This is a genomic window from Streptomyces sp. NPDC054849 (assembly GCF_053610945.1).
On record NZ_JBSGZI010000024.1, the window covers coordinates 23,804 to 36,218 of the forward strand.

14 protein-coding genes are annotated in these 12,415 nt (G+C 71.6%); 10 read left to right on the top strand and 4 right to left on the bottom strand.

From position 1 onward, the window contains the following. Nucleotides 1-244 precede the first annotated feature (244 nt). The 4 genes from ACWGIF_RS13710 to ACWGIF_RS13725 all read left to right on the top strand — a co-directional run bounded on the left by ACWGIF_RS13710 (nt 245) and on the right by ACWGIF_RS13725 (nt 2,968). Nucleotides 245-898 (top strand): hypothetical protein, encoded by a 654-nt coding sequence (locus ACWGIF_RS13710; RefSeq protein WP_453495786.1) that lies wholly within the window; start codon nt 245-247, stop codon nt 896-898. Then, nucleotides 895-1,149, top strand: a complete 255-nt coding sequence (locus ACWGIF_RS13715; RefSeq protein WP_453495788.1) for a hypothetical protein — start codon at nt 895-897, stop codon at nt 1,147-1,149. Before ACWGIF_RS13710 ends, ACWGIF_RS13715 begins: the two co-directional genes overlap by 4 nt. After that, nucleotides 1,146-1,925 (top strand): metallophosphoesterase family protein, encoded by a 780-nt coding sequence (locus ACWGIF_RS13720; RefSeq protein ID WP_453495791.1) that lies wholly within the window; start codon nt 1,146-1,148, stop codon nt 1,923-1,925. Before ACWGIF_RS13715 ends, ACWGIF_RS13720 begins: the two co-directional genes overlap by 4 nt. A 164-nt stretch (nt 1,926-2,089) precedes the next feature. Next, nucleotides 2,090-2,968: a SigB/SigF/SigG family RNA polymerase sigma factor gene (locus ACWGIF_RS13725; RefSeq protein ID WP_453495794.1), complete on the top strand. Its 879-nt coding sequence runs from the start codon at nt 2,090-2,092 to the stop codon at nt 2,966-2,968. Between the two features lie 67 nt (nt 2,969-3,035). On the opposite strand, the gene ACWGIF_RS13730 is transcribed toward ACWGIF_RS13725, so the two are convergent. Further along, a complete protein-coding gene (locus ACWGIF_RS13730) occupies nt 3,036-3,488 on the bottom strand; it encodes an ATP-binding protein (protein ID WP_453495798.1) in 453 nt (150 codons plus the stop codon). Nucleotides 3,489-3,501: 13 nt separating this feature from the next. Then, nucleotides 3,502-3,870 carry an STAS domain-containing protein gene (locus tag ACWGIF_RS13735; RefSeq protein WP_453495801.1) on the bottom strand — a complete coding sequence of 123 codons (369 nt, stop codon included), beginning with the start codon at nt 3,868-3,870 and terminating at the stop codon, nt 3,502-3,504. A 195-nt stretch (nt 3,871-4,065) separates the two neighbouring features. Here ACWGIF_RS13735 and ACWGIF_RS13740 point away from each other — a divergent pair, with 195 nt between their 5' ends. Further along, nucleotides 4,066-4,608, top strand: coding sequence for a hypothetical protein (locus ACWGIF_RS13740; RefSeq protein WP_453495804.1), 543 nt, complete (start codon nt 4,066-4,068; stop codon nt 4,606-4,608). Nucleotide 4,609: 1 nt separating this feature from the next. Continuing rightward, nucleotides 4,610-5,086: a hypothetical protein gene (locus tag ACWGIF_RS13745; RefSeq protein WP_453495807.1), complete on the top strand. Its 477-nt coding sequence runs from the start codon at nt 4,610-4,612 to the stop codon at nt 5,084-5,086. Nucleotides 5,087-5,244: 158 nt separating this feature from the next. On the opposite strand, the gene ACWGIF_RS13750 is transcribed toward ACWGIF_RS13745, so the two are convergent. Further along, nucleotides 5,245-7,704 carry a SpoIIE family protein phosphatase gene (locus tag ACWGIF_RS13750; RefSeq protein WP_453495810.1) on the bottom strand — a complete coding sequence of 820 codons (2,460 nt, stop codon included), beginning with the start codon at nt 7,702-7,704 and terminating at the stop codon, nt 5,245-5,247. A gap of 130 nt (nt 7,705-7,834) precedes the next feature. On the opposite strand from ACWGIF_RS13750, the gene ACWGIF_RS13755 reads away from it, so the two are divergent. From ACWGIF_RS13755 to ACWGIF_RS13770, 4 genes are all read left to right on the top strand, one after another. Continuing rightward, nucleotides 7,835-8,671: a class II glutamine amidotransferase gene (locus ACWGIF_RS13755; protein WP_453495813.1), complete on the top strand. Its 837-nt coding sequence runs from the start codon at nt 7,835-7,837 to the stop codon at nt 8,669-8,671. Between the two features lie 235 nt (nt 8,672-8,906). Beyond that, complete coding sequence (locus ACWGIF_RS13760) at nt 8,907-9,992, top strand: carboxylate-amine ligase (protein ID WP_453495816.1); 1,086 nt, start codon at nt 8,907-8,909, stop codon at nt 9,990-9,992. A 263-nt stretch (nt 9,993-10,255) separates the two neighbouring features. After that, nucleotides 10,256-10,537: a CDGSH iron-sulfur domain-containing protein gene (locus ACWGIF_RS13765; RefSeq protein WP_453495819.1), complete on the top strand. Its 282-nt coding sequence runs from the start codon at nt 10,256-10,258 to the stop codon at nt 10,535-10,537. 152 nt (nt 10,538-10,689) lie between these two features. Further along, the gene (locus ACWGIF_RS13770; protein ID WP_453495962.1) at nt 10,690-11,427 is read left to right on the top strand and encodes a VOC family protein; all 738 of its coding nucleotides are present in this window, start codon (nt 10,690-10,692) and stop codon (nt 11,425-11,427) included. 84 nt (nt 11,428-11,511) lie between these two features. Here the strand turns inward: ACWGIF_RS13770 and ACWGIF_RS13775 are convergent, their stop codons facing one another. Then, a complete protein-coding gene (locus tag ACWGIF_RS13775; protein ID WP_453495822.1) occupies nt 11,512-12,408 on the bottom strand; it encodes a geranyl diphosphate 2-C-methyltransferase in 897 nt (298 codons plus the stop codon). Nucleotides 12,409-12,415 lie beyond the last annotated feature (7 nt).

Below are 12,415 nucleotides of genomic sequence, written 5' to 3' on the forward strand. Positions count from 1 at the left end.
GTGCCCCGCGCGCGCCGGGCGGGCACCCCGGCGGCCGTGGCCCCCTCAGCGCGCGCCGCACCGCCCCGCACGCGTGTACGAGGGGTTTCGACCGGCGTCGGACGGGTTAAGCGCCCACCGAGACGGCGGGGAGCCCCCCGGCGGACGAATGCCGACCGGGCGCCTCGCGCGTCCCGGTCACGTGTTCGTCCCTGACGTCCAAGCGCAGCCGGATTCCATCCGGAGAGCATCAGTGAGGTCCTGCGTGAACGATCAACCTGCCGACATCGCGGGCGGACTCGCTCCCCCGGAGACCCTGAGCCCGCCGACGGTGCCCGACGGCCAGCTCCCGAAGGACCACACCCAGGCGATCCTGGACGTCACCAAGCGGGTCGCGGCGCTGCTCAAACAGTCCGGGCAGCCGTTCGCCCTCGCCGGCAGCGTGGCCGCGTTCGCGCACGGCGTGCCCGCCCACTTCCAGCACGACACGGACTTCTGCCTGCGCCGCGAGGACGCCGATGCGGCGATCAAGGCCTTGGAGGAGGGTGGCATCGCCATGCGCAGGGCGGCGGAGGACTGGCTGGTCAAGGGCCGTTCCGGTGGGGAGGAGATCGACCTGATCTTCGAGCTCGCCCGGCGGCCGGTCAGCATGGAGCTGCTGGAGCGGGCCGACGTGAAGTCGGTGGACTCGGTCTGGATGCCGGTCCTCTCCCCCACCGATCTCATGGACAGCCGCCTCGCCGCGCTGGGAGAGCACTACTGCGACTTCGGGGACCTGCTGCCGATGGCCCGGATGCTGCGGGAGCAGATCGACTGGAAGCGGCTGGACCGGGCCCATCGGGACGCTCCGCTGCCCGACGCCTTCCTCTACCTCCTCGAACGGCTTCGCGTCATCGACCGCAGGGAGGTGGCGTCATGACCGGCGTCGAGAACATCGAGTACCGCATCGCGCACCTGCGCGACCGTCTGGCGCGCGAGGACATCGCGGAGCTCGGGGTACGGGTCGAGGCGCGCGGCGCGTGGGCGATGGTCTGGGGAAGCGTCACCGACCCGGACTCCCGGGCGGCCGTCCTGCGGATCGCCGCGGAGGAGCTGGAGGGCGTGCCCTGGCACGAGGACCTGACCGTGAACCGCGTCGGCCCTCCCGATCACGCGGAGGTGCTGTCGTGATCCGCGTCGCGGCCGTCGGGGACATCCACCTCGGCCCAGACAGCGCAGGCACACTGCGGCCGGCCTTCGACACCCTCGGTGAGTGTGCGGACCTGCTGCTGCTGGCCGGTGACCTCACCCGCCACGGGACCCGGGAGGAGGCCCGGGTGGTGGCGGAGGAGGTCAGGGGGCTCCCCGTTCCGGTGGTCGCCGTCCTCGGCAACCACGACTACCAAAGCGATCAGCAGGACGTCGTCGCCCGCGAGCTGGCCGAGGCGGAGGTGCACGTGCTGGAGGGTGACGGCGTGGTGCTCACCGTCCGCGGAATCAAGGTGGGCGTGGCGGGGACCAAGGGGTTCTGCGGGGGCTTCGCCGGACGCAGCGGCGCGGAGTTCGGCGAGCCGGAGATGAAGGCGTTCATCCAGTACACCCGGAGGTGCGCGGACCGGCTGAGCCGGACGCTGCGCGAACTGCACGCCGAGGACACCGCGCTGCGGATCGCGCTCATGCACTTCTCGCCCGTGCCGGACACGCTCGCCGGTGAACCCCTGGAGATCTACCCCTTCCTCGGCAGCTATCTCCTCGCGGAGGCCGTGGACGAGGCCGGAGCGGACCTCGCCGTCCACGGGCACGCCCACCTCGGCACGGAACACGGGATGACGGTCGGCGGGGTACGGGTGCGCAACGTCGCCATGCCGGTCATCGACCGCGCCTTCGCCGTGTACCACCTCTCGCCGAACGGGGGCGGCCCGGCCGGATCCGGGCCAGGCACCGCGCCGGACGAAGAACACGGGTGACGCCATGGCCGGCCTGCCCGACCACCGTCGGATGAGGAGTGCTGCGGTCCACATCCGCTGCGAGAAGGGTCAGGGTCCGCATCGCCGGGTATATAACCCGACGGGAAACCACGACGGCCCCGCTGCGCGCCCGCGCACGGTCCCCTATCCGTCGGAGGACACCGATGACACGCACGACGGCCCGCGACACGGCAGACCCCGTCCATATCGAGCCCCCACTGGCCGCGCTCGAGATTCCCGAGGATCCGCTCGGGGTCAGCACCTCAGACGCCCGGACCCTGTCCGTCGCCCTCTTCAGGCGCCTGAACGCGCTGACCGAGGGCACGCCCGAGTACTCGTACGTGCGCAACACGCTCGTGGAGCTGAACCTCAGCCTGGTGAAGTACGCGGCCCGCAGGTTCCGCAACCGCAGCGAACCCCTCGAGGACATCGTCCAGGTCGGCACCATAGGCCTGATCAAGGCCATCAACCGGTACGACGTCGAGCGCGGGGTCGAGTTCGCGACCTTCGCCGTGCCGACCATCACCGGTGAGATGAAGCGGTTCTTCAGGGACACGAGCTGGTCCGTGAAGGTCCCGCGGCGCCTCCAGGAGCTCCGGCTGGACATCGCGAAATCCTGCGACGGGCTGGAGCAGCAGCTGGGCCGCCGGCCCACCGACCACGAGCTCGCGGAACGCCTCGGCGTCTCCGACGCCACGCTGGCAGAGGGCCTGCAGGCCGCCAACGGCTACGTCGCCGGATCCCTCAGCACCAGCGTCGGCCCGGAGGAGGAGAGCAGCGCGCAGACGCGCTCGCTGGGCGCGGAGGAGCAGGGCTACGAGCGCATCGAAGACCTGGAAGCGCTGAAGCCCCTGATCTCCGCCCTCGACGAGCGCGACCGGCTGATCCTGTCGCTGCGCTTCCGCGAGGAGCTCACTCAGTCGGAGATCGGCGAGCGCCTCGGCATCTCGCAGATGCACGTCTCACGGCTGCTCAGCCGGATCGTGAGCAGGCTGCGCGCCGGGATGCTGGAGGACCCCGACCTGGAGGACGAGTCCCCTTAGACGAGTCCCTGCAGGGGCTGCAGGGGTTCCTTCCCTCGCCTTCAGGGTATTCAGGGTTTTCCTTCCTTCAGAGCCCAGGCACAGACTGCGGTCCCCGGCACGCCGGGGACCGCAGCGGCGAGTCCACCTCCAGCCAGACGTATTTGCCGTCCGCGGTGGGGACCGAGCCCCAGCTGCGGGCGAGCCGCTCCACGATGAGCAGCCCATGGCCGCCGGGCAGGCCGGGGTCGGTCCGGGGCCGTGGCGCCGGGGCGACCGGATTGCCGTCGGTCACCTCGACCCGCAGCCGCTCGTCCGTGCAGTCCAGCAGCAGCGCACGCGGGCCGCCCGCATGCAGGCAGGCGTTGGCCACCACCTCGGACACCAGCAGCAGAACGTCCTCCGACTCGTCACGGGCGGTTGCCGTCCAGTGCCACGCGGTCAGCGCCTCACGGGTGAAATCGCGGCACCGGGTGACGGCGTCAGGGATGTCGTGCAGCACGAGGCGCCGGATCTGATGGGGTGACCGTCGCTCCTCCATGGGTGCTCCTCCGTCACGCGTGCCGCTGCTCGGCCAGCGCGTGTGCCACGTCGGGGTACACACGGAAGATCTCGTCCGCACCCGTGATGTGGAACATGCGGGCGACGGGCCGCCGCAGGCCGGCCAGCTCGAGGCTGCCACCCGCCTCCTGGACCGCGAGCCGGCTGTGCAGAAGCACGTTCAGCCCCGTGGAATCGCAGAATTGCAGCTCCGCGAAGTCCACCACCAGTCGGGGCGTACCGTCCGTGAGCGCCGCGCCGAGCGCCGCGCTCAGCGGCTCCACCGTGTCGTGGTCCAGTTCTCCCGTCAGCACGAGGACGACCACGTCGCCCATGGGCCGCACGTCGACGGTGAATCGGCGACCGTCCGCCGGTGAGGCCATCGTGGACCACCCCTTCTCGTACGTGACGGTTCGCGCACGACTGCCTGACTGACTCTGCACGGCGCCTACCCGTACGCGCGCGGACCAATCCGCATCGCCGGACCCGTGCGGGTCCCTTCGCCGACGGGTTTGGCCCCCGGCAAGGCGGGCAGCCGCGTGTGCACAACGAGTGGGCCCCGGAATGGGAGGCCGGACATGTCAACAAGCACGCTCATAGTGGTGATCGCCGTCGCGGCGGTCGTGGTGATCGCGCTCGTCGCGATGCTGTGGCAGATGACGCGACGACGGCACCTGCGCGAGCGCTTCGGACCCGAGTACGAGCGCACGGTCCAGGAGGAGGGCGGCACACGGGCCGCCGAGCGCGACCTGCGCGCCCGCGAACAGCGGCACGACGAGCTCGAGATCAAGGAGCTGCCCGCCGAGCGGCGACGCGAGTACGCCGATGCCTGGAGCAACGTCCAGGAACACTTCGTGGACCGCCCGGAAGGCTCCGTGGCCGAGGCCGACGAGCTGGTCGCGCGGCTGATGAGCGAGCGCGGCTACCCGACCGAGGGGTACGAGGGCCAGCTCCGGGACCTGTCGGTCGAGCACGGACGCACGCTGGACCACTACCGCGCCGCACACGACGTCAAGGTGCGCAGCGGCGGAGGACAGGCGACGACGGAGGAGCTTCGCGGGGCGATGGTGCACTACCGCGCCCTCTTCGAGGAACTGCTGACGGATCAGAGGAGCAGGTGAGATGGAGACTTATGGAGACAGGGAGCCCCGGGCCACCGAAGAGCCCGGTCTGACCACGGAAGACATCATGCACTCGGGTACGGAAGGCGATCAGGAAGCGCCGGTGTACCCGGGGGAGGCCACCTCCGGGGTGGGCGACACTTCGGCGGAAGAGGCTGACGAGTCGGCCGCGGCCGAGTCGGTCACAGCGGAGTCGCCCGCGGGCGACGACGAGCCGCTCCTCGGCACGACGGAGACCGAGGAGTACCGCAAGGCGTGGAGCGAGATCCAGGGCCGTTTCGTCGACGACCCGCAGGACGCGGTCAGGTCGGCGGACACACTGGTGGCCGAGGTCATGCAGGCCCTGGCCGGCACCTTCTCGGAGCGCAAGCAGGGCCTGGAGGGCCAGTGGGGCCGCGGTGAGCAGGTGGCGACCGAGGATCTCCGCGTTGCACTCCAGCACTACCGGTCGTTCTTCAACCGCCTGCTCAACACCTGACCGGTCGGCCCGGACGAGGCGGACGCCGGGGTGGAGGCCATCGGTCGGCCCCAGGCCTCCGGACGAGGCGGACGCCGGGGTGGAGGCCATCGGTCGGCCACAGACCCGGCGTCGCCCGCCGGCCCGGCGTGGGCCGCAGGTCAGACGTCACCCGCAGGTCAGACGTCGCTCGCAGGCCCGGCGTCGGCCGGCACGTGGATGTCCAGGACGCAGATGTCGTCCCGGGCCCCCGCGCGCCTCGCGGCCAGCGTGCGGGCGAGCGTTTCGCCCATGCCGTCCTGCAGGATCCGCAGGGTGGCGTCGGCGAGCCGGGCGAGTCCCAGGTCGATGTCCTCACCCGGCTCTTCGACGAGCCCGTCGGTGTAGAACAGCAGGCGATCGCCGGGCAAGAGGTCGATGACGGCTTGCCCGTAGCCGGAGTCGTACGTGGCGCCCAGGAGGCTGCCCTCGGGCTGCGGGAGGAAGCCGGCCCGGTCGCCGCGGATCAGCAAGGGGGGAAGGTGCCCGGCCCGCACCCAGGTGAGACGGCGGTCCCAGGGCTGGTAGCGGGCCATGACCATGGTGGCCGTAGCTGTGGCGGACGGGTCCGAAGCGGTGTGGAGCAGCAGGTTGTTCAGCCGGCGCAGCACGTCCGGCAGGGCCGAGCCGGTGACGGTCATGCCCTTGGCGGTGAACCGCAGCTGCGCCATGGTGCCGACGGCTGCCAGGCCGTGGCCCGCCACGTCCCCGACGACGAAGAGGGCGCTCTTGTCGGGGAGTTCTATGGCGCTGTACCAGTCGCCTCCGACGTTCACTCCGCTGTCGGCGGGCACGTAGGCCACGTCGATGCGCAGGCCGGCGAGTTCGAGGGACTGTTCCGGGATCGGCAGCAGGGTGTCCTGGAGCCGGGCGGCGAGTGCACGTTCGGCCTTCAGCATGCCGCGCTGGACGAGGACGGAGCGCTCGCTCTCGTGCAGGGCCAGTTCGGCGTCGCGCTGCGCCGTGAGGTCCTGGAAGAACCCGTGCAGTTCCACCGGGGCGCCGTCGGCGTCCGTCTGGGCCTCCGCGACGAGGCGCAGGTGCCGCACGCCGTCGGCGGTCATGATCCGGAACGGCTGGTCCACGGCCTGCCCTGCTCCCAGCAGGCGCTGGACGGCCGCACCCAGCCTCGCCAGGTCCTCCGGCAGCGCGTGCCGGGGCAGTTCCTCGAACGCGATCGGTCCCAGGGAGGGGTCACGGTCGAAGATGGCGTAGACCTGGTCGGACCAGACGAAGGTGTTCGTCGTCAGGTTCCAGCCCGCCCAGCCGAGATTGCCCAGGCGCTGCATGTCGGCCAGCCTGCGGACCTCACGGTCGCCGGCGTCGTGGCGGATCCAGGACACGATCAGGCGTTCCCCGAGGCGGGTGGCCCTGACCGAGTACACGGACTGCTGGGGGTATCCGGCGCCCACCTCCTCGTAGGTGAAGGGCTCTCCCTCGTACACCGTCCCGGTGGTCAGGGTGTCCAGGTACCCCTCCCACAGCGCGGTGCCGGCGACGGTGGGGTACGTCTCCAGCACCCGCCTCCCGACGAGCTCCTTGCCTCGGCGCCCTGCCACGTCGACCGACTCCGGCGCGGCGGCGTCGATCCGGTAGTCCTCGACCTCACCCGCCTCCGAACGCAAGGGGGTGAGCAGGACGACGGCTTCGGACAGCGCGCCCAGGATCCGCTGGACGGATTCCACTTCGCCGGCAGCGGCCGCGGTGTGGGCGGCGCCACCGCCGGGCCGCCGCCAGGTGCTCAGCGGTGCGCCGCACAGCCGGACGGCCCGTCGCAGCAGCGCCCGGGTGTCGGGGTCGAAGGGGCCGGGCCGGGTCCGCAGAAAACCTATGGCGACCTTGGCGTTTCCGTCACACGGTACGGGGATCCAGGCGCGCGAGGGCCAACGCTCGGGCGGATCGCCGATCAGCAGATAGCGGCGGGCGTCCGCCACCGGATCCTCAAGCCATACGGCGTGTCCTTCGGCGGTGGCCTCGAGGGCGGCCACACCGCTGAGCGGCGGGACGTGACGCCACTGGTCGGCCAGCGCGTCGTCGATGCCGGCGTGGCCGACCAGCTCCAGGCTGCCCGCGGGCATCACGGCGTAGATCATCACACCGTCCACGCCTGCGGCCTCGCCCAGCACGGCCCGGAGCAATTCCGCGACGTCCCCCTCACCGTGGGCACCGGCCAGACCGTCGGCCAGCCGGGGCAGCAGGGGGCGCTGCCGTCCGCCGTCAGGGGGGCCGGCGTCAGGGGCGGCGGTGCCGGACGCCGACACGGCCGGGTCGTGGTGCGCCCCGACCGCGGCGGGCGAGGGCGTGGCGGACCGGACGATCCGGGGCGCCGGGCGGGAACGGACGTGGCCGAGCGTGACCCAGCACTCCTCCATGAGGGTCCTGCCCCGTCGGGCGGCACGGTCCGACAGCTTCTCGTAGGCGGCGTCGGCGGAGAGTCCCGCCTCGGCCATCAGGACGCCCTTGGCCCGCTCCACGACGGCCGCGGTCGCGGCGGTGCCCTCCAGGTCCGCGATCTCCGATCGCAGCCTGGCCACAACCCTGGCCAGCGCGAGCACCTCGGGTGAGGCGCCCTCGTCGGGAGGCGGGGCGTCGGCCTTCACCCCTTGAGCATGGCACGCCCGCCCGACCGTGCGCGCTCAGGCGCCTCCTCCGTCCACCGGCGGCCTGTCCGCGGGAACCACGACGTCAGGGGAGTTAGGCTCGGAGCAAGCCACGAAGGGGATGGTGTGCATGTGTCGGTGGCTCGCCTACTCGGGTTCACCCGTGCTGCTCGACACTGTGCTCTACCGCCCGGAGCACTCGCTGATCAACCAGAGTCTGCGGTCCCGGCTGGGCGTCGAGTCGACGAACGGCGACGGTTTCGGCATCGGCTGGTACAGCGGGAACGGCGACGGCACGCCGGCGGTCTTCCGGGACATCGGGCCTGCCTGGAACAACCGCAATCTGCGCGAGCTGGCCGCTCACGTCAGCTCGCGCCTGTTCTTCGCACACGTCCGCGCCTCGACGGGCTCGGCGATCCAGCAGACCAACTGCCATCCCTTCCGGCACGGCCGCTGGCTGTGGATGCACAACGGGGCCATCGGGGACTTCCAGCGGCTGCAACGCGACCTGTGCATGGCCGTCGACCCGGCGCTCTTCCCGTCCATCGAGGGATCCACGGACTCCGAGGTGATGTTCTACCTGGCGGTCACGTTCGGCCTCGACCAGGACGTCCCGGGGGCGGTGGCCCGGATGGCGGGACTCGTGGAGCGGCTCGGCAAGGAACACGGCGTGGCGGAGCCGCTCCAGATGACGGTGGCGGTGAGCGACGGCGAGCGGGTGTGGGCCTTCCGCTATTCCAGCCATGGAAAGTCGCGGTCGCTGTTCTACAGCAGCCGGGCCGAGACCGTCCGGCACCTCTACCCGGAGCTGGACTACCTGAGAGAGGTGTCCGACGAGACCCGCATGGTGGTCTCCGAGCCGCTGGGAGACCTGCCCGGCGTGTGGAACGAGCTGCCCGAGGCCAGTTACGCCGTCATCCCCTCGGGTCCGCACACGGACTACCGGCCGTTCGTGCCGGAATTCTGACCCCGCCCAGGACGCCCGTCCGGCTCCGTGTCCAGGCTCTGGCGTAACGGTCGAGCCGACGGGTAAAGGCCCTTCAGAAAGCATCAGGCACCTTGCCCGGGGGGATCGGTCGTCACCATCGAAAGGGCTCCCGATGTCACTGGCCGTGTCCGCTTCGGCACCCCTTGAATGCGCGCGTGAGAGCCGTGCGCCCGTCGAGGCGGGGGAATCCCGTGCCCCCGCTCCCCTGCTGACCATGGGCGTGGAGGAGGAGTTCCTGCTCGCCGACCGCCACAACCGGGCCCCGGTGGGCCGGGGACCACGCGTCATAGCAGCGGCCGCGCGGACGCTCGGCCCCCTGGTGCAGCAGGAGTTCTTCACCGCCCAGGTCGAAGTGTGCACCACCCCCACGACGAGCACCGCCGCGCTGAGAGCCGAGCTGGCCCGGCTGCGGGCCGTGCTGGTCGGGGCCGCGGCCGCCGAGGACTGTGTGATCCTCGCGTCGGGAACGCCCGTGATCCCGCCGGAGCGTCCGCTGACCGTCACCCCCGATGAACGATATCGGCGGATGGTCGTCCGCTACGCGTCGGCTGTCGGGGACTTCGACCAGGTGGTGTGCGGCTGTCACGTCCACATCGGTGTGCCGGGCCGGGCACAGGCACTGGACCTCGCCAACCGGATGCGGCCCTGGCTGCCATCCCTGCAGGCGTTCACCGCCAACTCCCCCTTCGACCGCGGCACGGACACCGGATACGCGAGCTGGCGGGCGGTGCAGCACGCCCGCTGGCCCACCGTCGGGCCCGCTCCGGTCCTGGACGAGGCCTCGTACGAGCGGATCGCCAACGCCCTCGTGCAGTGCGGCGCCCTGCTGGACCGGCGGATGATCTACTGGTACGCCCGCCCGTCCGAGCACGTGCCCACGCTCGAGATCCGGGTGGCCGACGTGAACGCGCGTCTCGACGCGGTCGTACTGCTGGCGGCACTCACACGAGGGCTGGCCGCCGTCATGAGACCGGAGACCGAAGAGGGCCGGCCTCCACCGCACCTGGAGTGCGGAAGGCTGCGGGAGGCCCACCGGCTCGCGGCCGTGCACGGGCTGGACGGCGAAGGTCTGGACCCGGTCACGGGGGCCAGGGTGCCGGCCTGGGCCGTGGTCGACCGGCTCCGCGAGCGGGCGGCCCCAGGGCTCGGCGCCTCGGGCGACACGTCCCTGGTCGACACACTGCTCGACCGCCTGCGTACGGAAGGCGACGGGGCGTCGCGACAGCGTGCCGCCCACCGCAGGCACGGAAGGCTGACGGATGTGGTGGACAGCCTCGCGAGGACGGCGGCCGCCGCCTGACCGGTGCGGGCCCCTATTTCCGTCACCCGGTGCAGGCTGACCTCGGGGAATCCGGCTTCCGGCCTGCGCGTACGCCGGGCGGCCCCGGGTAGCCGCCCTCGTGACACGCGGTTCCCGGCTCCGGCCCGGGCCGCCGACCAAGGAGGTGGATCAGTGCCCCGTACGGCCATGGCCCTCGGAGGCGCGGCCCCGCAGAGGCACTGCGCGCTCCGGATGTCAGCCGCCCACAGGCCGGCATCCGAGAGCTGGAGCTGGTGATCTCCGTGCCGCCTGCCGCTGACGACGTCGACGCCCTCGGCCACACCCCTGACGACTCCGCTGACAACGCCCGCGGATGCGCTCCGCAAGCCGCCCCGCCCGGCCGGGCTCGACGGGTGGCGGTGGACCCTCAGGGTCCGGTGCTGGTCGAGGGGCCGGTGGAGATCGTGCTGGAGGACGGCACGGTCGCCCGTTCCGACCGCTTCATGGTCGCGGTGTGCTCCTGCCGCCGCAGCCGTACGTACCCCTGGTGCGACACCAGCCACCGCCCCCGCAAGACCTCCTGAACGCCACAGCCGGTGGCACCGCGCTTCACGGCACGGCGCCGCCGCCCGGTCTACGGTGGAAGGGTCCCGATTCCCATGAACGGCAGATGAGGCTGGCAGCTGTGTCGACGTCGAGCCACGAGATCTTCGGTGCCCCGTGCTGGGTCAGCCTGCTGGCCCGGGATCTTGATGTCGCGCAGCGGTTCTACGCTGCCGTACTGGGCTGGGACTTCCATCCCGCCGACCGGGGCGACGGCACCATGGTCGCCTTCCGCGACGGGGCTCCCGTCGCAGGCGTCGGCGCGCTCGGCGGGAGTACCGGCGGGCCGGTGGTGTGGACGCCGTACTTCGTCGTCGAGGACGCCGACGCGACCGCCGCCCGGATCCGCGAGCGCGGCGCCACCATGGCGGTCGGTCCCCTGGCGTCCGGCACCGGACGAGCCGCCTTGGCCGCGGACCCGGCGGGAGCCGTGTTCGGCTTCTGGCAGGGCGAGGTCGTCCCCGACTGGTCGGTGGGCCAGGGCAGCGCCCCGGCCTGGCTGGAGCTGCGGACCCGGGACGCGTTCGCGGCGGCCATCTTCTACGGCGAGGTCCTCGACTGGGGCGGCGAGCGTCCCGGCTGCTGCACGATCTCCTACGAGCACGACCACGTCGTCCTGCGGCGCGGGCACGACACCGTCGCCCGCATCAGCGGCGGCGCGCTCGACGAGGCCCCGGACCCCGTGGTGCACCCCCGCTGGCACGTCCACTTCCGCGTGACCGACCTGGAGAGCGTGATCGAGGCCGCCACCCGGCTGGGCGGCCGGTCCGCCTCGCCGGTGCAGACGTCCAGCACGAGCCGGTGGATCGTGCTCGCCGATCCCGAGGGCGCGCTCTTCACCGTGGTCGCGCCCCAGGACACGCCGGCGTGACGCCGGTGGACATCACCCCGTGGCCGCCCGCCGGAAGGGCCCGGTCCGTCGGGCGACGGCCGGGCCCCTTGGGAGGTCAGCCGGTCAGATGCGGTCGGCTGCGATCAGCAGGTACTGGAACGAGCCGTCCTTGTAGGAGTTGATGAACGCCTCTTCGATGCCGGTGACCAGGGACGAGGTGGCCCGCAGCTCCCAGTAGGGCAGGGTCGCCGGGGTCAGGTCGATGACGGCCTGCGGTACGAGCCGGTTGTCGGCCATGGCGCGCATGTACTCCCGGCGGGAGTGGATGTTGCACTCGAAGTGCGCGTTGATCTGGGAGACCCACTTCGAGGGCTGGCCGTAACGCGGGTTCCAGCAGCCGGTGATGGTCACGTAGCGGCCGCCGACCTCGAGGATCCGGGAGTGCTCGGCGAAGAGATCGTGCAGGTCGACGTACATGCTCGACTCGTTGTTCCACGAGCCCGCGGCCTGCCCGGTCTCGAAGGGCGTGCCGAGCATGTTGCAGACGCGGGCGCGGACGGAGTCCTCGATGCCGAGTTCCCGGGCCCGCTGGTTGGCGAAGTCGGCCTGCTTGGCCGACAGGGTGACGCCCTCGACCTTGCAGCCGAAGCGCTGGTGGGCCATCACCATGGAACCGCCGCGACCGCAGCCCGCGTCCACCAGCGTGTCGTCCCGCCCGATCGCGCCGAGATGGTCCATCAGAAGTTCGGCCTGCGCCGACTCCAGGCGGTGGAGTTCGGCGATCAGCTTCTTCTCGTATGCGCTGTCCTCGGTGTCGCCGAGGGCCGCGTGGTCGACGTCGCCGATGCCGTAGTGGTGGTGGTAAAGGCCGTCGACATCGCCGAGACGCAGGTTCACGGGCCTGGCCTCGTGGTCCCAGTAGCGGGCGATGTCCCCCTGGTAGGGCGTCGCCGGGCCGGGGATGGACACGGAAGTCGCCGTGACGGGCGCGGTGGCGGAGGTGATATCGATGCTGGTCATGTGAGAG

What these genes read in the sequence shown, in the direction of transcription:
- ACWGIF_RS13740 (WP_453495804.1), top strand. Translation starts at nt 4,066, where the DNA reads ATGTCAACAAGCACGCTCATAGTGGTGATCGCCGTCGCGGCGGTCGTG.
- ACWGIF_RS13730 (WP_453495798.1), bottom strand. Translation starts at nt 3,488, where the DNA reads ATGGAGGAGCGACGGTCACCCCATCAGATCCGGCGCCTCGTGCTGCAC.
- ACWGIF_RS13775 (WP_453495822.1), bottom strand. Translation starts at nt 12,408, where the DNA reads ATGACCAGCATCGATATCACCTCCGCCACCGCGCCCGTCACGGCGACT.
- ACWGIF_RS13715 (WP_453495788.1), top strand. Translation starts at nt 895, where the DNA reads ATGACCGGCGTCGAGAACATCGAGTACCGCATCGCGCACCTGCGCGAC.
- ACWGIF_RS13735 (WP_453495801.1), bottom strand. Translation starts at nt 3,870, where the DNA reads ATGGCCTCACCGGCGGACGGTCGCCGATTCACCGTCGACGTGCGGCCC.
- ACWGIF_RS13725 (WP_453495794.1), top strand. Translation starts at nt 2,090, where the DNA reads ATGACACGCACGACGGCCCGCGACACGGCAGACCCCGTCCATATCGAG.
- ACWGIF_RS13760 (WP_453495816.1), top strand. Translation starts at nt 8,907, where the DNA reads ATGGGCGTGGAGGAGGAGTTCCTGCTCGCCGACCGCCACAACCGGGCC.
- ACWGIF_RS13745 (WP_453495807.1), top strand. Translation starts at nt 4,610, where the DNA reads ATGGAGACTTATGGAGACAGGGAGCCCCGGGCCACCGAAGAGCCCGGT.
- ACWGIF_RS13755 (WP_453495813.1), top strand. Translation starts at nt 7,835, where the DNA reads ATGTGTCGGTGGCTCGCCTACTCGGGTTCACCCGTGCTGCTCGACACT.